Consider the following 16,082-nt stretch of genomic DNA (forward strand, 5'->3'; position numbering starts at 1 on the left):
CGGCCCGGGGCGGCGCTTCGCCCTCGGCGATATCCGGGCCGCCGAACGGCGCCGCGCGTCAGGCGGGGACGCGGGCGTGGCGCAGCAGGACGACCCCGTTGTCGAAGGTCTGGGTGCCCATCAGGCGCAGGACGCGCGGGGCGAACTCGGTGACGGGGAACAGCGGGCTGCCCGTGCCGATCAGGACGGGGTGCACATAGGTGTGGAACTCGTCGATCAGGTCGTGGGCGAGGAAGGTGGCGGCGAGGTCGGCGCCGCCCACGTTGAGGTCACCGCCGGGCTGTTCCTTGAGGGCGCGGATCGCCTCGGGCAGCACCTCGTTGACAACGGTGGAGTGGTACGGGGCGGGGCCCGGCGGCAGTGTCCGGGAGAACACGATCTTGGGGATGTCGTTCCAGAGGGCGGCGAACTCGACCTCTGTCGGGGTGCTCTCGGGGTCGGCGCCGGCCGCGGGCCAGTAGGACGCCATGAGTTCGTGCGTGACGCGTCCGGTGAGCAGGCCGCCGAAGGAGCGGACCTTCTCGTTCATGTGCCGGTGCAGCGCCTCGTCCACCTGGTGCCAGCCGATGTCCCGGCCCGGCCCCTCCGTGTACCCGTCGAGAGAGATGCCCATCATCAGGATGATCTTGCGCATGTCGGTCCCGCTCCTCGTCGCGCCCTCGTCCGGAACACCAGCATGCCCAAAGGCCTCGGCCCGTCGCAGTACCGCCACGGCCCGGATCGCAGGGCGCCCTACGAGGCCCGGGGGCGCTCCCAGTCGCACGGCGGGGCCGGGCGGGCGTGCGGCTCGCCGCCCGCCTGTTCCTTGAGGGCGACGCTCACCAGGCTGAGCAGGAGCTGCACGTCCGTGTCGCACTCCAGGAGCACCGTGATCCAGGACGCGCCGGGTTGCACGCGGACGGCGCTGGTCCGCCGCAGCTGCGGCAGCAGCCGCTGCACCGCCGGCGCGGTGAGATAGAGGTCGGCGCAGTCGTCGGAATGGAAGTGGACGAGGTCATGGCCCGCCGGGCCGAACGCGTGACCGATCGAGCACCGGGGCGGGCCGCTCACCAGGTGCGGCCATGTCCCGAGTTCGGTCATGGCGCGCTGGGCCGCGGTCATGACCCCATCCTGGCGCACCCTTCACCTCGGGGAGAACCCCCGTCAACTCCCCTGTTCCGGCGAGTTGCCGAGCACGCCCCCGGCGAGCAGCTGTCCGCCGTCGACGACGAGGGTCTCGCCGGTGATCCAGCGGGCGCCGTCGCCGGCCAGGAAGGCCACGGCCTCGCCGATGTCGACGGGTTCACCGATCCGGCCGAGCGGGGTGGCGCCCGCGACCCGCGCCTCGTGCTCCTGCCAGAGCGCCTCGGCGAGACGGGTCCGCACGATGCCGGGCGCGACCGCGTTGACCCGCACCTTCGGGCCGAGTTCCAGGGCGAGTTGCTTGGTGAGGTGGATGAGGGCGGCCTTGGATACGTGGTAGATGCCGACGTCCTGGGCGACCGAGAGTCCGCCGATGGAGGCGGTGTTGACGACCGCGCCGCCGTGCTCGCCCATCCACGCCTTGACGGCGAGGGACGTCCACAGGATCGGTGCCCACAGGTTGACGTCCATCGTCTTGGCGAAGCGGGCGTGGTCCTGGTCGATGACGGGGCCGTACGCCGGGTTGGTGCCCGCGTTGTTGACGAGGATGTCGAGCCGCCCGTGCGTGGCGACGGTGTGCTCGACGCAGGCGCGGGCCGCGTCCTCGTCGGTGGCGTGGGCGCCGAACCCGGTGACGCCCGCGCCGAGTTCACGGGCCGCCTCCTTGGCGCGGTCCTCGCTGCGGGAGGTGATCACGACCTGGGCGCCGCGGTCGCGCAGGGCGCCGGCCGCCGCGAGGCCGATGCCCCGCGACGCGCCGGTGACGACGGCGACCTTGCCGGCCAGGGACTCCGTGCCCGCCGGGGATTCCGCTGTGCTCATCGCTCTCCTCGTTCGGTCTCGCGGCGGCGCAGTTCGCGCCGGGCGATGGTCCGCTTGTGCACCTCGTCGGGGCCGTCCGCGAGGCGCAGGGTGCGCAGGTGCGCGTACATGCTGGCGAGCGGGAAGTCGTCGCTGACGCCGGCGCCGCCGTGGACCTGGATGGCGCGGTCGACGACCTTGAGGGCGACGTTCGGGGCGGCGACCTTGATGGCGGCGATCTCGGTGCGGGCCTGCTTGTTGCCGACGGTGTCCATCAGGTGGGCGGCCTTGAGGGTGAGCAGCCGGGCCATGTCGATCTCGATGCGGGACTCGGCGATCCAGTCCTGGATGTTGGCCCGCTCGGCGACCGGCGCCCCGAAGGTCGTACGGGACTGGGCGCGGTCGATCATCAGGTCCAGGGCGCGTTCGGCCATGCCGATGGCGCGCATGCAGTGGTGGATGCGGCCGGGGCCGAGCCGGGCCTGGCTGATCATGAAGCCGTCGCCCTCGCCGGCGAGCAGGGCGCCGGCCGGGACCCGTACGTTCTCGAAGAGGACCTCAGCGTGGCCCTCGCGGTCCTGGTAGCCGAAGACGGGCAGGCCGCGCAGGATCGTGACGCCGGGGGTGTCGACGGGGACGACCATCATCGACTGCTGGCGGAAGGCGGGACCGTCGGGGTCGGTCTTGCCCATGACGATGAGCACCTTGCAGTTCGGGTGCAGGGCGTTGGAGGTCCACCACTTGCGGCCGTTGAGGACGTAGTCGTCGCCGTCCCGCTCCATCCGCATCTGGATGTTGCTCGCGTCGGAGCTGGCCACGGCGGGCTCGGTCATGGCGAACGCGGAGGCGATCTCGCCGTCGAGCAGCGGCCTCAGCCACTTCTCCTTGTGCTCCTCGGTCCCGAAGAGGGTGAGGACCTCCATGTTGCCGGTGTCCGGCGCGTTGCAGTTCGTGGCCTCGGGGGCGAGGTGGGCGCTGCGGCCCATGATCTCGGCGAGCGGCGCGTACTCCAGGTTGGTGAGGCCCGGGCCCCACTCGGGGTGCGGGTGGAAGAGGTTCCACAGGCCGCGCTTCCTCGCCTCGGTCTTGAGGTCCTCCATGACCGGCGGGTGGAAGTGCGGGTCGCCGGACGCGGCCATCTGCTCGGCGTAGACGGCCTCGGCCGGGTAGACGTGCTCGTCCATGAAGGCGAGCAGGTCGGCCTGGTACCGCTTGGCCTTGTCGGTCAGCTCGTACACGGGTGTCCTCCGATGGTGGTCTCGTACGGTGTCATCGCGCGTCGGCGGGCCGCAACAGGCGCGCCAGGGCGGAAGCGGTGCTCGCGGCGTCGCGGTGCAGGACGCCGGCGAGGCCGATCCGGGCCGCGGCGTCGAGGTTCTGGCGCAGGTCGTCGACCATGACGGTCTCCTCGGGCGGAGCGCCGAGGCGTTCGCAGGCGAGGGCGTAGGCGCGGCGCGAGGGTTTGCGGACGCCGATCTCGCCCGAGATGGTGACGGCGTCGAACAGGGCGGGCAGGTCGAAGCCCGCGTAGCAGTCGTCGCCGAGGGAGTTGGACAGCAGCCCGACGCGGTGTCCGTCGGCGCGGAGCCTCGCGACGAGGGCGAGGCTGTCGGGGTCGGGGCGCAGGTGGGTCTGGAGCCGGGCCAGGAGTCCGGGGCCCGCGGCGGTGACGCCGTGCGCGCGCAGCCGGGCCGCGTAGCCGTCCTCGAACTCCCGCTGTCCGATGCGGCCCTCCTCGTGGGCGACGAGCAGGGCGCTGCTCTCCTCGTCCTTGGACAGGAGGCGCAGCAACTGGCCCGGTTCTGCGCCGAGTTCGCGTCCGACCTCGTCGAAGGCGTCGATCACGCTGGTGGTGAGCACGCCGCCGAAGTCGAAGAGGACCGCGGTGCGGGTCCGTTCGCCGGTCATCGCACGGCCTTCTGGTAGCGCCGCATGCCGCGCAGCCAGCGGTCGTAGTCGGCGCCCTTGTGGCGGTAGAAGTCGAGGACCTGGGGGTGCGGCAGGACGAGGAAGCGCTCGTCGGCGACAGCTTCGACGACGCGGTCGGCGACATCGAGGGGCTGGAGCAGTTCGCCGGAGTCGAGGACGGCCCGGGCGGCGGCGCGCTCGGTCGGGTCGGCGGAGCGGGTGCCGGCCATGAGCAGCTCGGTCTCGACGCCCTGCGGGCACAGGCAGCTGACGCGGACGCCCTGGTCGCCGTAGGTGACGGAGAGCCATTCGGCGAAGGCGACGGCGGCGTGCTTGCTGACGGAGTAGGTGGCGGAGCCGATCTGGGTGAGCAGTCCGGCCGCGGAGGCGGTGGTGAAGAAGTAGCCCTCGCCGCGCTCGACCCAGCCGGGCACGAGCAGCTTCGCGGCGCGGACGTGCGCCATCACGTTGACGTCCAGGGCGCGGCTCCACTCCTCCTCGCTCGCGTCGAGTCCGGCGCCGCCGCCGATGCCCGCGTTGGCGAAGTAGAGGTCGACGGGGCCGAAGCGCTCCTCGGCCAGGGCGAGGAGGGCGCTCAGGTCCTCGGTGTCGGCGGCGTCCGCGGCGCGTCCCGCGACCCGCTCGCCGTGCTCGGCGGCGAGCTCGCGCACGGTGGCGTCGAGGCGTGTGCCGTCCAGGTCGGTGAGCAGGACGCCGCGGGCGCCCGCCTCCAGGAGGCGCCGGGCGACGGCGGCGCCGATGCCGCCTGCCGCGCCGGTGACCACGGCGACCTTGTCGTTGATCAGCATGAGGGGTGACCGCTCCTTCGCTCGGCTGCGCCCTCACCGTATTTGAATCCGGCTTCAAGTTCAATGACAGGCGGCGGACCGCTCGGTATATTCGGATCCGACGTCAGGTTCAGGAACCGCGCCGGGAGCGACGGGTGTGCGGGCAGGGCCTGTCGGGGAGCGTGGCCGGACGATCCGAGGAGCCCTGGACATGACCGCACATCTGCCGATCGCCGACTGGGAGCGGGTCCCGGCACGGGACGTCGCGACGAACGGCATCACCCTGCGCGTGTACGAGGACGGGCCGCGCGACGCGGCGAAGCCGCTCGTCGTGCTGTGCCACGGCTTCCCCGAGCTGGCCTTCTCCTGGCGGCACCAGATCCGGGCCCTGGCCGCGGCGGGGTACCGGGTGCTCGCCCCGGACCTGCGCGGCTTCGGCCGCAGCGAACGGCCGGCCGATGTCGAGGCGTACGACGCGCCGACGGTGTGCGGGGACCTGGTGGGGCTGCTCGACGACGTGGGCGCGCGGGACGCGGTGTTCGTGGGGCACGACTGGGGCGCGTCGATCGTGTGGCACATGGCGTGGGCGCATCCGGAGCGGGTGCGGGCCGTGGTCGGGATGAGCGTGCCGGTGACGCCCCGCTCCCCCGTCGCGCCGCTGCCGGTGCTGCGCCGGCGCCTCGGCGAGGAGTTCTACATCGTGTGGTTCCAGGAGCGGGGCGTCGCGGACCGGGCGCTCGCCCAGGACGTGCGGCGCACGCTGACGGCACGCGAGATCTGGTCGGCGGCGTGGGCGGCCCGCGAGGAGCCGGCGGCGCCGCGCCCGCACTGGCTGAGCGAGGAGGAACTCGCCTTCTACGTGAAGACGTTCGAGGAGACGGGCTTCACGGGCGGGCTGAACTACTACCGCAATCTGGACCGCACCTGGGAGCTGACGGCGCCGCTCGACGGCCGGACCATCGACATGCCGTCGCTCTTCGTCACCGGCTCGAAGGACCCGGTGGCCCGGTTCATGCCGAGCGACCGCCTGGAGGAGGTGCTGACCGATCTGCGCGGCCGGGTCGTGCTCGACGGGGCCGGCCACTGGATCCAGCAGGAGCGGGCGGCGGAGGTCGACGCGGCACTGCTCCGGTTCCTCGACGAGATCGGATGACGGGCTCGGACGACGGCTTGGACGACGGCCTGGACGACAGGCTCGGACGACGGACCCGGCCGACGGACCCGGCTGATAGCATCCGCAGCCACCCGCGAGGCGGTCGCGGCCCCGCGACCGCCCGCACGAACGAGAGCGAATGGACCGCATTGCCTGCCCAGGCCGCGGCCGCCGACGGCGGTCAGAAGCAACCGATCACGCCCCGCAGCGCCCGCGGCGTCAGGACGCGCAACGCGCTGATCACCGCCGCGCGTGAGGTCTTCGAGCGCGACGGCTTCCTCGACGCGCGGATCACGGACATCTCCAAGGCCGCCCACGTCGCGTCCGGCTCGTTCTACACGTACTTCAACAGCAAGGAAGAGATCTTCCAGGCGCTCGTCGCGCAGGTGCAGGAGGAGATGCTCCATCCCCACCTGCGGGAGCGGACCGGCATCACCGACCCGCGCGAGCTGATCGACGCCTCGAACCGCGAGTACCTGCGCGCCTACAAGAAGAACGCCCGCCTGATGGCCCTGTTCGAGCAGGTCGCCCAGGTCGACGAGACGTTCAAGCAACTGCGCATCGAGCGCGGCGACGCGTTCGCCCGGCGCAACGCGAAGCTGATCCGCTCGCTCCAGGACGCGGGCGCGGCCGACCCGAGCCTCGACCCGCTGATCACGGCGCACGCGCTGTCCGTGATGGTGAGCCGCATGGCGTACATGGTGTTCGTGCTCGGCCAGCGCATCCCGTACGAGCGTCTGGTGACGACGCTCAACAAGATCTGGGAGAACGGGCTTCAGCTGCGCGCGCCGGAGGCGGACCCCGAGGACGACTGAGCGGCGCGGGCGGCGCGGCGCTCCAGGATGCCGAGGACGCGCCGCCCCCAGTCCACGTTGCCCTCCTCGAACCCGATGCCGGCCATCAGCGTCAGATAGGGGCCGATCCGCTCCCCCACCTCGAGGAACTCCTCCTCGGTGCGGCCGCCGAGGAGATGCTGCCGGATCCGCTCGTAGCGGGCGAGGCGGCCCTGCGCCCACGACACCCGCTCCTCGATGTGCGCGCGCACGGCGTCCAGGTCGCCGACGTCGACGGCCTGCACCTTCACCATCAGCTCGTCGCGCAGCGCCAGCGGCTTGGGCCGGCGCGCGGTGAACGCGGCGAGGTCCGCGTGCCCTTCGGCCGAGAGCGTGAACATCCGCTTGTTCGGCCGCCGTTCCTGCGGGACCACGCGGGCGTCGATCAGCCCCTCCGCCGCGAGGCGGTCCAGCTCCCGGTAGAGCTGTTGCGGTGTCGCCGCCCAGAAGTTGGACACCGACACGTCGAAGATCTTCGCCAGGTCGTATCCGGACGCCTCGCCTTCCAGGAGCGAGGCGAGGACGGCGTACTTGAGAGACATGTGGACACCCTACAAGGATGCGACTACTGTCACCCGCACCTAATCAACAAGTTTACTAATGAGTGAGTGAGGTGGCGTTCATGCATCCCTTCCGCGCGGCGGTGGAGAAGGGCGATCTGGCGGCGGTCGAGGCCATGCTGGCCGAGAACGTGGTGTTCACCAGCCCGGTCGCCTTCAAGCCGTACCCGGGCCGGGCGATCACGGCGGCGATCCTGCGCGGGGTGACGCGTGTCTTCGAGGACTTCCGGTACGTCCGCGAGATCGCCGGGGCCGACGGGCGCGATCACGCCCTCGTGTTCGAGGCGCGGGTCGGCGACCGGGCCATCACCGGCTGCGACTTCCTGCACTTCGACGAGGAAGGGCGCATCGACGACTTCATGGTGATGGTGCGCCCGCTGACGGCAGCGCAGGCACTGGCGGCCGCGATGGGGGCCGAGTTCGACCGGATCGCCCAGGAGGCGGCCGCCGGGGCCTGACCCCGGCCCGCTCAGCGGTAGTAGGCGTCGTCGCCGGCCGGTTCGCTCAACTCGAAGCAGACCTCACCGGCGTCCTCGGCCGCGCCGGGGGCCGTACGGACCTCGGCGCCGACCCACACCAGGTGCGGCGGCGTCCCGACGACCCGGCAGGGCACCACGAAGTCCTCGGGGAAGCGGACCAGCGACTCGTTGCGGGCGACGCCCGTGCCGCGGTGCACGACACGCGACTGCACGACGATCCCGGGGCCCGCGCTGCGCTGCGTCTCCAGGTCGCTCGACGCGCAGACCGGACAGAGCAGCCGGCGGAACGACGCGGTGCCGCACCAGCGGCAGCGCTTGAAGGTGAACCCCGTGCCGCCGTCGGCCTCGGCCGGCGTCATGACACCCGTCGCGCTTCCCGACAACCCCGCCCACTCCGACATCGCTCGGCCTCCCGCGCTCACCCGGTCCGCCGGGCTGAGGCTCCGGCGCCCGATCAGCGTATGACACTCAGTGCCGCGCGGTAAAGATACCGAGTACCCTCCGCATCGGAATTCTTGGGCGCCCGGGCCCGGTTCAGTCGTCCCGGAGCGCCGATTCGACCTGCTGGATGACCCGCCACATGGGCGCGCCCTTGGGGGCCATCATCACCACGACCTCCTCCTGGGCCACGGCCGGACCCGGCTCCCGCGCGGCCGACTCGCCCCACACCTGACGGACGAGTCCGAACGCGCGCTCCACCGCCGCCTCGGCGTCGCCCTCGCCGCCCGAACGCAGCCAGGTGCGCAGCGCGTTGTTGTGCGCGGCCACGACGGAGGCGGCGACGACCTCGGCCCGCAGACCCCCGTCCGGGACGGCCGCCCAGCGCCGGCGCAGATACTCGGCGAGCATGCGCTCGTAGCGCCGGACGACGGAGAGCTCGTAGGTCCGCAGACCCGGCACCTCGCGCGTCAACCGGTAGCGCTGCACAGAGAATTCGGGGTTCGCGGCATACATGCGCAGCACGAGTCCGGCCGCGTCGCAGACGACGTCGACGGCGTCCCGCTCGTCGCCCGCCCCTTCGAGGAACGCGGTCATGTCCGCGAGCACGCTCTCGTGGTCCGGGAAGACCGCGTCCTCCTTGGACGGGAAGTAGCGGAAGAACGAGCGGCGGCCGACCCCCGCCCGCGCCACGATGTCGTCCACGGTCGTCCGCTCGAACCCCCGCTCCAGGAACAGCTGGAACGCGGCCTCGGCCAGCACCTCCCGCATCGGGGCCTTCTTGACCGCCCCGTTCGATCCACTGCCCTCGCGTGCCTCGCTCATGCCGGGAACGTAACACCGGACGGACCCCTTTGGCACTACGTACCTTTACAGAGGGAACTGAGTGCCATACGGTGGCCGCAGTAGGCCTGAGAAGGCTGAGAAACGCTCTGAGCGAGGAGAGCCGGCGTGAGCTTGAGGATCGTTGTCACCGTGAAGTACGTGCCGGACGCGACCGGTGACCGGCATTTCGCTGATGACCTGACCGTGGACCGTGACGACGTGGACGGTCTGCTTTCCGAGCTGGACGAGTACGCGGTGGAGCAGGCGCTGCAGATCTCGGAGAACTCGGACGACGATGTCGAGATCACCGTGCTGACGGTGGGTCCCGAGGACGCGAAGGACGCGCTGCGCAAGGCGTTGTCGATGGGTGCGGACAAGGCGATCCATGTCGAGGACGACGATCTGCACGGCACGGATGCGATCGGTACGTCGCTGGTGCTGGCGAAGGCGATCGAGAAGGCGGGCTTCGACCTGGTCGTCTCGGGCATGGCGTCGACGGACGGTACGGCGGGGATCGTGCCGGCGCTGGTGGCGGAGCGTCTGGGTGTGCCGCAGGTGACGCTGCTGTCCGAGGTCGCGGTCGAGGACGGCAAGGTGTCGGGCCTTCGTGACGGTGATGCGGCGTCGGAGCAGCTGGAGGCTGCGCTGCCGGCGGTGGTGTCGGTGACCGACCAGTCAGGTGAGGCCCGTTACCCGTCGTTCAAGGGGATCATGGCGGCGAAGAAGAAGCCGGTCGAGTCGTGGGATCTGTCGGATCTGGGCATCGAGGCCGGCGAGCTGGGTCTGGAGGGCGCGTACACGAAGGTGGAGGCGGTCGCGGAGCGTCCGGCGCGTACGGCGGGCACGATCGTGAAGGACGAGGGCGGCAAGCAGCTGGCCGAGTACCTCGCGGGCCAGAAGTTCATCTGAATCACTGAGAGTTGGAAGAGATCATGGCTGAAGTTCTGGTGTACGTCGACCACGTGGACGGTGCGGTCCGCAAGCCCACGCTGGAGCTGCTGACGCTGGCCCGCCGGATCGGCGACCCGGTCGCCGTCGCCCTCGGTGCGGGTGCTGCCGACACCGCCGGTGTGCTGGCCGAGCACGGTGCCACCCGTGTGCTGACGCACGAGGCCGCCGACTACGCGGACTACCTCGTGGTGCCGAAGGTCGAGGCTCTCCAGGCCGCGGTCGCGGCTGTCTCGCCGGTGGCGGTGCTGGTTCCCTCGTCCGCGGAGGCGAAGGAGATCGCGGCGCGTCTGGCGCTGCGCATCGGATCGGGCATCATCACCGACGCCGTCGATCTGGAGGCCGGTGACAACGGTCCGGTCGCGACGCAGTCGGTGTTCGCGGCTGGTTTCACCACCAAGTCCGTCGTGGTCAAGGGCACGCCGGTCATCACGGTGAAGCCCAACTCGGCTCCGGTCGAGGCGGCCGCTGCCGCGGGTGCGGTCGAGGCGCTGGAGGTGTCGTTCTCGGAGCAGGCGCACGGCACGAGGGTCACCGCGCGTACGGCGCGTGAGTCGACGGGGCGTCCGGAGCTGACCGAGGCCGCGATCGTGGTCTCCGGCGGCCGGGGTGTGAACGGTGCGGAGAACTTCTCGATCATCGAGGCCCTCGCCGACTCCCTGGGTGCGGCCGTGGGCGCCTCGCGTGCCGCGGTCGACGCCGGCTGGTACCCGCACTCCAACCAGGTCGGCCAGACCGGCAAGAGTGTGTCGCCGCAGCTGTACATCGCCTCCGGTATCTCGGGTGCGATCCAGCACCGGGCCGGTATGCAGACCTCGAAGACGATCGTCGCGATCAACAAGGACCCTGAGGCCCCGATCTTCGACCTCGTCGACTACGGCGTCGTCGGCGACCTCTTCGACGTCGTCCCGCAGCTCACCGAAGAGATCAGCGCGCGCAAGCGCTGACGGGGACAGCCCGCGCCATTCGTGCCGGCGGCGCAACTGGCCGGTGGCTTCGGGCGAACGGGATGTCCCGTGGGCTGCGCCGTCGAGATTCACATGAGCCACGTTCCTGATCCACGCCCCATCGCTCTGCATGGCTGGGCGGGAGCGTGGCCCGAACAGAGGAAGGAAGGCCGATGCCCACATCTGCCGCAGAGGCGGTCAGTGCGGAGGAATTCGAGCAGATCCGTGCCCAGGTACGGGAGTTCGTGCAGGAGGAGGTCGTCCCGCGGGAGCGTGAGATCGCGGACGAAGACGCCATCCCCGATGACCTGCGACAGAAGACCGCGGCCATGGGCCTGTTCGGCTACGCCCTGCCGCAGGACTGCGGCGGACTCGGACTGAACATCGCCCAAGACGTGGAACTGGCCCTGGAGTTCGGGTACACGACGCTCGCGTTCCGCTCGATGTTCGGGACCAACAACGGCATCGCGGGCCAGGTTCTCGTCGGCTACGGCACCCCCGAGCAGAAGAAGCGCTGGCTGGAGCCGATGGCGGAGGGCGCTTGCGTGGCCTCCTTCGCGCTGACCGAGCCGGAGGCGGGATCCGACCCGTCGGGGATGCGGACCACCGCCACCTGGTCGGAGGACGGGTGGTCGATCAGCGGGCAGAAGAGGTTCATCACCAACGCGCCGCTCGCGGACCTCTTCGTCACGTTCGCCAAGGTCCGGGGCACCGAAGCCGAGGGCAAGGTGGCCGTGTTCCTGGTCCCCGCCGGGACGGAGGGGCTGACGATCGGCCCCAAGGACCACAAGATGGGCCAGCAGGGAGCCACCACGGCGGAGCTGTTCTTCGACAACGTGCGGGTCGGCCACGACGCCCTGGTGAGCGGAGAGGTCGAGACGGGCTACCGAGCGGCCATGACCGTGCTGGCCCGAGGGCGGGTGCACATCGCCGCACTTGCGATGGGACTCGCGCGGCGCGCACTGGAGGAGTCGGTCGCCCACGCCGCGCAGAACCGGCAGGGCGGCGTACCCATCGGCGACCGGCAGCTGGTGCAGGCCATGCTGGCCGAGCAGCAGTCGCTGGTGATGGCGGGCACGGCGCTGGTGCGTGAGGCCGCGCGCGACTACCTCGACGGATCCGACCGGCGGATCGCACCCTCAGCGGCGAAACTCTTCTGCACCGAGGCAGCCGGCAACGTCGCCGACCTCGCCGTCCAGATCCACGGCGGCATGGGCTACATGCGAGAGGTCGCGGTGGAACGGATCTACCGCGATGTGCGCGTGCTGCGGTTGTACGAGGGCACCAGCGAGATCCAGAAACTGATCATCGGCCGGGAACTCATGAGGCAGCAGCGTGACGGTGCCTCCCGCACCTGAGAGCCCTCACTCAGGAGAGGCACTTCATGTTCTACGTGATATCTAGGGGAAGGCCCTGAAGCCATGAGGCGAGCAGCAATCGTGAGCCCGGTGCGCACCCCTGTCGGTGCGTTCGGCGGAGCGCTCAGGACGGTGCCGGTCGAGGATCTCGCCGCCACCGTGATCAAGGCGGTGATCGAGCGGACCCAGATCGATCCGGAGCGCATCGATGACGTCGCCATGGCGCAGTCGTACGCCAGCTCGGAGACTCCCTGCATCGGCCGCTGGGCGGCCCTGCACGCCGGGCTCCCGCTGTCGGTGCCCGGCTTCCAGACCGACCGGCGATGCGCCGGCGGGCTCCAGGCTCTAGTCACCGCAGCGATGATGGTGCAGACCGGTGCCTGCGACGTCGTGCTCGCCGGTGGCGTGGAGAGCATGTCCAACATCGAGCACTACACGACCTCGATGCGCTGGGGAAGCCGCTCGGGCAACGTGACGATGTATGACCGCCTCGACCGTGGTCGGGAGCGCTCGCAGCCCGAACACCGTTTCGGCAAGATCTCCGGGATGCCCGAGACCGCGGAGAACCTGGCCCGGCGCTACGGCATCACCCGTGAAGCTGCCGACCGGTTCGCCGTCTCCAGCCATCAGAAGGCCGCTGCGGCCTGGGAGTCCGGGATCTTCAAGGACGAGGTCGTACCGGTCACCGTGCCGCAGCGGCGCGGCGAGCCGGTCGTTTTCGACAGGGACGAGGGCGTGCGCCCGGACTCGAGCGTGGAGGTCCTGGCCAAGCTGCGCACCGTCCTGCCCGACGGCACGGTCACCGCAGGCAACGCGAGCCAGCAGAACGACGCCGCTGCCGCGTGCCTGGTCGTGGCCGAGGACCAGCTGGAGTCACTGGGCCTGGAGCCCATCGGATTCCTGGAGGGCTGGGCGGCCGCCGGATGCGAACCGTCCCACATGGGCATCGGACCCGTGCCGGCCGTGGCCAAGCTGTTCGCCCGGACCGGGAAGTCGTTCGACGACCTGGACCTCGTCGAGGTGAACGAGGCGTTCGCCGTGCAGGTGCTCGCCGTGCTCGCCGAGTGGGGCTGGCACGACACCGACCGGCTCAACGTCAACGGCTCGGGCATCTCGCTCGGCCACCCGATCGGCGCCACGGGCGTACGGATCATGACCACGATGCTGCATGAGCTGCGCCGCCGTGGCGGCCGCTACGCCCTGGAGACCATGTGCGTCGGCGGCGGACAGGGCATGGCAGCCCTGTTCTCCGCCGCGTGACCACGACAATCCGACGACGCGACAGGACACCTCTATGACGAAGGTCTTCTCTTCCCCGGCCGCACTCGCCGCGGCCGCCGGTACCCATGTCGGGACCGGTGACTGGTTCACCGTCGACCAGCAGCGCATCGACGGATTCGCCGATGCGACAGGCGACCATCAGTGGATCCACGTCGACCCGCAACGCGCCGCCCAGGGACCCTTCGGCGCCACGATCGCGCACGGCTACCTGACGCTGTCGCTCCTGCCCACGCTGATGAAGCAGGTGTACCGGACCGAAGGCGTGACGATGGCCGTCAACTACGGCCTGAACAAGGTCCGCTTCATCAACCCCGTGCGCGTCGGCTCCAAGATCCGGGCGTCGGTCGACATCGTCTCCGCCGAACCCGTGCAGGGCGGCTACCAGGTGGTCTCCCGCGTGACCGTCGAGATCGACGGCGCCGAGAAGCCGGCCTGCGTCGCGGAGGCAGTCGTGCGCGTCTCCGGCTGACCGAAGCACGTTTCCGTCTGCGGAGTACCTGAGTAACTGAACCCCGTCATTCTCACCAACCTCAAGGAGCACAGCGTGTCCGAGTCCACCGCCGTCGTGCAGCGCGTCGCCATCGTCACCGGTGCAGCCCGTGGCATCGGCGCCGCCACCGCCCAGCGCCTGGCCCGTGACGGCTTCGCCGTCGCCGTCCTCGACCTCGACGAGGCGGCCTGCGCCGACACCGTCACCGCCATCGAGAAGGAGGGCGGCCGAGCGCTGGCCGTCGGCGTGGACGTGGCCGACGCCGAGCGCGTCGATGGCGCCGTCTCGCGCGTGGCCGCCGAACTGGGCCCGCCCGTCGTGCTGGTGAACAACGCGGGCATCACCCGTGACGACCTGTTGTTCAAGATGGCCGAGAGCGAGTGGGACGCGGTCATGGGCGTTCACCTGCGTGGAGCCTTCCTGATGAGCCGGGCCGCCCAGGCCCACATGACCAAGGCCGGCTGGGGCCGGATCATTAACCTGTCCTCCACGGCCGCGCTCGGCAATCGTGGGCAGGTCAACTACTCCGCGGCCAAGGCCGGTCTGCAGGGTTTCACGAAGACCCTGGCCATCGAGCTCGGCAAGTTCGGCGTCACCGCGAACGCCGTCGCGCCCGGATTCATCGTCACGGAGATGACCGCCGCGACGGCCGAGCGACTGGGCGTGCCCTTCGAGGAGTTCAAGGCGAAGCGGGCGGCCGTCACCCCGGTGCCCCGGGTGGGAATCCCCGACGACATCGCTCACGCCGTCTCCTTCTTCGCCAGTGAAGGCGCCGGCTTCGTGACCGGTCAGGTCCTCTACGTCGCGGGCGGCCCCCGGGGCTGACCGGGACTCGCTTGCTGTTGCGCGACTGCGGAGCCGGGAGATTGCATGCGCGTACCCATAGGACGGCGGGAGACGATGGGTGATTCCCTGCCGAGTCAGGTGGAGTTGAGCTTCCAGCGTTGTTCATGGTGCTCCACCGTGCTCTTCCACACCTGTTTGCTGTGTCCCGTCTGTGCGTCCACCGACCTGCGTCGGGAGAGCGGTCCGGTTACGGGAAGAATCGTCACCATCGAACAGCTGGGGCGACACGGGCACCCGGCCCGAACGCTCACCGTGGTGGAACTGCGCGACGGGGTGCGTGTCCGGTGCGAGGTGGAAGGCGTGCAGGCCGGCATCACGGAGCCGGGAACTCCGGTGAACGTCGTCGGGGTCGCGCCGAACGGCGTCCCCACGTTTCGCGTGACTCCGGTCAAGAGTGAGCGCTGGTGAGCCACGCGCACGCTCGTTGCTGCCTGACGCGGGCAGCAACGAGCGTTTCATCGAGAACGCGCGGGCAGAGCTGACGGACGCGGGATGTGCGCCACGTGCAGGCCGGCAGACGCGGGCGAGCGAGGACGCAGCCGAAGGGCCCCCGTCGGTAGCGGCTTCCCGTGGGGCGCTACAGCGAGGTGGGCACGGGCCTGCGTGGGGCGCGGGGCCGGTACTCGACGATGGTCAGGGCGAGGGACACATACCGCTCGACGAGGTCGTCCTCGGAAAGAACGCCGCCCGGTTCGTACCACTGCGCTACCGCGTTGCACATGGCCATGACGGCACGGCGGGCGTCGTCGGGGTAGGGGGTGAGGAACACCCCTTCCTTTACCCCGCGCTCGATGATGTCCCGGAACTGCCGAGTCGCCATGGCATGGTTCGCCCGATAACGCTCCAGGTGTTCCGGCTGGAGGCTGCGCTCCTCGGACAGCAGGATGTTGCTCTTGCTCGGGTGAGTGCTGCGGTAGCGGACCGTCGACTCGACGATGGCCGCCAACTGCTCGGCCGGATCCTCTCCTGCCCGGGCGAGGGCCTCCTGGCAGGAACTGAAGTAGGCATCGTGGGCGTCGTCCAGGATGGCCACGAGCAGTTCCTGCTTGCCCTTGTAGTAGTAGTACAGCGCCGACAGGCTCACTCCTGCACGCTGCGCGATGTCCCGGATCGAGGTCGCACCGTAGCCACGCTCGGCGAACTCCTCGCGGGCCGCCTTGACGATGGCCGCATGGCCTGGAGGGCGAGTGCTCACGGTTCTCCGATCACAGGGGTGCAGCTCGGCATTCCGACTGGCCTGTCCGAACGTTCGTACAGTACGCCCATCGTAGCTCTGTTTGATGTCGCTCGTCGGCGGCGTCGAGT

At 70.4% G+C, this 16,082-nt stretch carries 20 protein-coding genes; 10 read left to right on the forward strand and 10 right to left on the reverse strand.

The genetic code is table 11. The annotated features are described in order from the left end of the window. Positions 1 to 58: 58 nt before the first annotated feature. The 6 genes from ACIBTU_RS19820 to ACIBTU_RS19845 all read right to left on the reverse strand — a co-directional run bounded on the left by ACIBTU_RS19820 (position 59) and on the right by ACIBTU_RS19845 (position 4,640). Positions 59 to 634 (reverse strand): dihydrofolate reductase family protein, encoded by a 576-nt coding sequence (locus ACIBTU_RS19820; protein ID WP_399127570.1) that lies wholly within the window; start codon positions 632 to 634, stop codon positions 59 to 61. Positions 635 to 732: 98 nt separating this feature from the next. Further along, on the reverse strand, positions 733 to 1,101 hold the full coding sequence (locus tag ACIBTU_RS19825) for a luciferase family protein (protein ID WP_399127571.1): 369 nt from the start codon (positions 1,099 to 1,101) through the stop codon (positions 733 to 735). 42 nt (positions 1,102 to 1,143) lie between these two features. After that, positions 1,144 to 1,944, reverse strand: a complete 801-nt coding sequence (locus ACIBTU_RS19830; RefSeq protein WP_399127572.1) for an SDR family oxidoreductase — start codon at positions 1,942 to 1,944, stop codon at positions 1,144 to 1,146. Further along, positions 1,941 to 3,161, reverse strand: coding sequence for an acyl-CoA dehydrogenase family protein (locus tag ACIBTU_RS19835; RefSeq protein WP_399127573.1), 1,221 nt, complete (start codon positions 3,159 to 3,161; stop codon positions 1,941 to 1,943). Before ACIBTU_RS19835 ends, ACIBTU_RS19830 begins: the two co-directional genes overlap by 4 nt. 31 nt (positions 3,162 to 3,192) lie before the next feature. Further along, positions 3,193 to 3,831, reverse strand: a complete 639-nt coding sequence (locus ACIBTU_RS19840) for an HAD family hydrolase (protein WP_399127574.1) — start codon at positions 3,829 to 3,831, stop codon at positions 3,193 to 3,195. Then, entirely contained in the window at positions 3,828 to 4,640 is an 813-nt protein-coding gene (locus tag ACIBTU_RS19845) for an SDR family oxidoreductase (RefSeq protein ID WP_399127575.1), read from the reverse strand. Before ACIBTU_RS19845 ends, ACIBTU_RS19840 begins: the two co-directional genes overlap by 4 nt. Before the next feature lie 190 nt (positions 4,641 to 4,830). Here ACIBTU_RS19845 and ACIBTU_RS19850 point away from each other — a divergent pair, with 190 nt between their 5' ends. Together ACIBTU_RS19850 and ACIBTU_RS19855 are read left to right on the forward strand one after the other, a co-directional pair. Further along, positions 4,831 to 5,772, forward strand: a complete 942-nt coding sequence (locus ACIBTU_RS19850; RefSeq protein ID WP_399127576.1) for an alpha/beta fold hydrolase — start codon at positions 4,831 to 4,833, stop codon at positions 5,770 to 5,772. A 149-nt stretch (positions 5,773 to 5,921) separates the two neighbouring features. After that, complete coding sequence (locus ACIBTU_RS19855; protein ID WP_399127577.1) at positions 5,922 to 6,587, forward strand: TetR/AcrR family transcriptional regulator; 666 nt, start codon at positions 5,922 to 5,924, stop codon at positions 6,585 to 6,587. Here the strand turns inward: ACIBTU_RS19855 and ACIBTU_RS19860 are convergent. Next, the gene (locus ACIBTU_RS19860) at positions 6,548 to 7,147 is read right to left on the reverse strand and encodes a PadR family transcriptional regulator (protein WP_399127578.1); all 600 of its coding nucleotides are present in this window, start codon (positions 7,145 to 7,147) and stop codon (positions 6,548 to 6,550) included. The two genes, ACIBTU_RS19855 and ACIBTU_RS19860, sit on opposite strands and share 40 nt — an antisense overlap. Positions 7,148 to 7,227: 80 nt before the next feature. Here ACIBTU_RS19860 and ACIBTU_RS19865 point away from each other — a divergent pair, with 80 nt between their 5' ends. Then, positions 7,228 to 7,623: a nuclear transport factor 2 family protein gene (locus tag ACIBTU_RS19865; protein ID WP_399127579.1), complete on the forward strand. Its 396-nt coding sequence runs from the start codon at positions 7,228 to 7,230 to the stop codon at positions 7,621 to 7,623. Positions 7,624 to 7,634: 11 nt separating this feature from the next. Here the strand turns inward: ACIBTU_RS19865 and ACIBTU_RS19870 are convergent, their stop codons facing one another. Together ACIBTU_RS19870 and ACIBTU_RS19875 are read right to left on the reverse strand one after the other, a co-directional pair. After that, the gene (locus ACIBTU_RS19870; RefSeq protein ID WP_399127580.1) at positions 7,635 to 8,003 is read right to left on the reverse strand and encodes a Zn-ribbon domain-containing OB-fold protein; all 369 of its coding nucleotides are present in this window, start codon (positions 8,001 to 8,003) and stop codon (positions 7,635 to 7,637) included. Positions 8,004 to 8,178: 175 nt separating this feature from the next. After that, positions 8,179 to 8,853, reverse strand: coding sequence for a TetR family transcriptional regulator (locus ACIBTU_RS19875; RefSeq protein ID WP_399127721.1), 675 nt, complete (start codon positions 8,851 to 8,853; stop codon positions 8,179 to 8,181). Between the two features lie 180 nt (positions 8,854 to 9,033). Here ACIBTU_RS19875 and ACIBTU_RS19880 point away from each other — a divergent pair, with 180 nt between their 5' ends. The 7 genes from ACIBTU_RS19880 (at position 9,034) to ACIBTU_RS19910 (ending at position 15,185) form a co-directional block, all read left to right on the forward strand. After that, a complete protein-coding gene (locus tag ACIBTU_RS19880; protein WP_399127581.1) occupies positions 9,034 to 9,816 on the forward strand; it encodes an electron transfer flavoprotein subunit beta/FixA family protein in 783 nt (260 codons plus the stop codon). Between the two features lie 23 nt (positions 9,817 to 9,839). Further along, positions 9,840 to 10,802: an electron transfer flavoprotein subunit alpha/FixB family protein gene (locus ACIBTU_RS19885; RefSeq protein ID WP_399127582.1), complete on the forward strand. Its 963-nt coding sequence runs from the start codon at positions 9,840 to 9,842 to the stop codon at positions 10,800 to 10,802. A 173-nt stretch (positions 10,803 to 10,975) separates the two neighbouring features. After that, on the forward strand, positions 10,976 to 12,160 hold the full coding sequence (locus ACIBTU_RS19890; protein ID WP_399127583.1) for an acyl-CoA dehydrogenase family protein: 1,185 nt from the start codon (positions 10,976 to 10,978) through the stop codon (positions 12,158 to 12,160). A 63-nt stretch (positions 12,161 to 12,223) separates the two neighbouring features. Further along, positions 12,224 to 13,420 (forward strand): acetyl-CoA C-acetyltransferase, encoded by a 1,197-nt coding sequence (locus tag ACIBTU_RS19895; protein WP_399127584.1) that lies wholly within the window; start codon positions 12,224 to 12,226, stop codon positions 13,418 to 13,420. A gap of 34 nt (positions 13,421 to 13,454) precedes the next feature. Further along, a complete protein-coding gene (locus ACIBTU_RS19900) occupies positions 13,455 to 13,910 on the forward strand; it encodes a MaoC family dehydratase (protein WP_399127585.1) in 456 nt (151 codons plus the stop codon). Between the two features lie 75 nt (positions 13,911 to 13,985). Continuing rightward, the gene (locus ACIBTU_RS19905) at positions 13,986 to 14,756 is read left to right on the forward strand and encodes an SDR family oxidoreductase (RefSeq protein WP_399127586.1); all 771 of its coding nucleotides are present in this window, start codon (positions 13,986 to 13,988) and stop codon (positions 14,754 to 14,756) included. 45 nt (positions 14,757 to 14,801) lie between these two features. Next, the gene (locus ACIBTU_RS19910) at positions 14,802 to 15,185 is read left to right on the forward strand and encodes a hypothetical protein (RefSeq protein WP_399127587.1); all 384 of its coding nucleotides are present in this window, start codon (positions 14,802 to 14,804) and stop codon (positions 15,183 to 15,185) included. A 169-nt stretch (positions 15,186 to 15,354) separates the two neighbouring features. Here the strand turns inward: ACIBTU_RS19910 and ACIBTU_RS19915 are convergent, their stop codons facing one another. Further along, complete coding sequence (locus ACIBTU_RS19915) at positions 15,355 to 15,972, reverse strand: TetR/AcrR family transcriptional regulator (protein WP_399127588.1); 618 nt, start codon at positions 15,970 to 15,972, stop codon at positions 15,355 to 15,357. Positions 15,973 to 16,082: the final 110 nt, after the last annotated feature.

The organism is Streptomyces sp. NPDC050145, assembly GCF_044460245.1.
Lineage (GTDB): Bacteria > Actinomycetota > Actinomycetes > Streptomycetales > Streptomycetaceae > Streptomyces.

Bases quoted from the DNA above. Each gene is read 5' to 3' on its own strand.
- ACIBTU_RS19860 (WP_399127578.1), bottom strand. From the start codon at position 7,147: ATGTCTCTCAAGTACGCCGTCCTCGCCTCGCTCCTGGAAGGCGAGGCG.
- ACIBTU_RS19845 (WP_399127575.1), bottom strand. From the start codon at position 4,640: ATGCTGATCAACGACAAGGTCGCCGTGGTCACCGGCGCGGCAGGCGGC.
- ACIBTU_RS19895 (WP_399127584.1), top strand. From the start codon at position 12,224: ATGAGGCGAGCAGCAATCGTGAGCCCGGTGCGCACCCCTGTCGGTGCG.
- ACIBTU_RS19875 (WP_399127721.1), bottom strand. From the start codon at position 8,853: ATGCGGGAGGTGCTGGCCGAGGCCGCGTTCCAGCTGTTCCTGGAGCGG.
- ACIBTU_RS19850 (WP_399127576.1), top strand. From the start codon at position 4,831: ATGACCGCACATCTGCCGATCGCCGACTGGGAGCGGGTCCCGGCACGG.
- ACIBTU_RS19865 (WP_399127579.1), top strand. From the start codon at position 7,228: ATGCATCCCTTCCGCGCGGCGGTGGAGAAGGGCGATCTGGCGGCGGTC.
- ACIBTU_RS19830 (WP_399127572.1), bottom strand. From the start codon at position 1,944: ATGAGCACAGCGGAATCCCCGGCGGGCACGGAGTCCCTGGCCGGCAAG.
- ACIBTU_RS19900 (WP_399127585.1), top strand. From the start codon at position 13,455: ATGACGAAGGTCTTCTCTTCCCCGGCCGCACTCGCCGCGGCCGCCGGT.
- ACIBTU_RS19870 (WP_399127580.1), bottom strand. From the start codon at position 8,003: ATGACGCCGGCCGAGGCCGACGGCGGCACGGGGTTCACCTTCAAGCGC.
- ACIBTU_RS19890 (WP_399127583.1), top strand. From the start codon at position 10,976: ATGCCCACATCTGCCGCAGAGGCGGTCAGTGCGGAGGAATTCGAGCAG.
- ACIBTU_RS19840 (WP_399127574.1), bottom strand. From the start codon at position 3,831: ATGACCGGCGAACGGACCCGCACCGCGGTCCTCTTCGACTTCGGCGGC.
- ACIBTU_RS19910 (WP_399127587.1), top strand. From the start codon at position 14,802: ATGCGCGTACCCATAGGACGGCGGGAGACGATGGGTGATTCCCTGCCG.
- ACIBTU_RS19885 (WP_399127582.1), top strand. From the start codon at position 9,840: ATGGCTGAAGTTCTGGTGTACGTCGACCACGTGGACGGTGCGGTCCGC.
- ACIBTU_RS19820 (WP_399127570.1), bottom strand. From the start codon at position 634: ATGCGCAAGATCATCCTGATGATGGGCATCTCTCTCGACGGGTACACG.
- ACIBTU_RS19825 (WP_399127571.1), bottom strand. From the start codon at position 1,101: ATGACCGCGGCCCAGCGCGCCATGACCGAACTCGGGACATGGCCGCAC.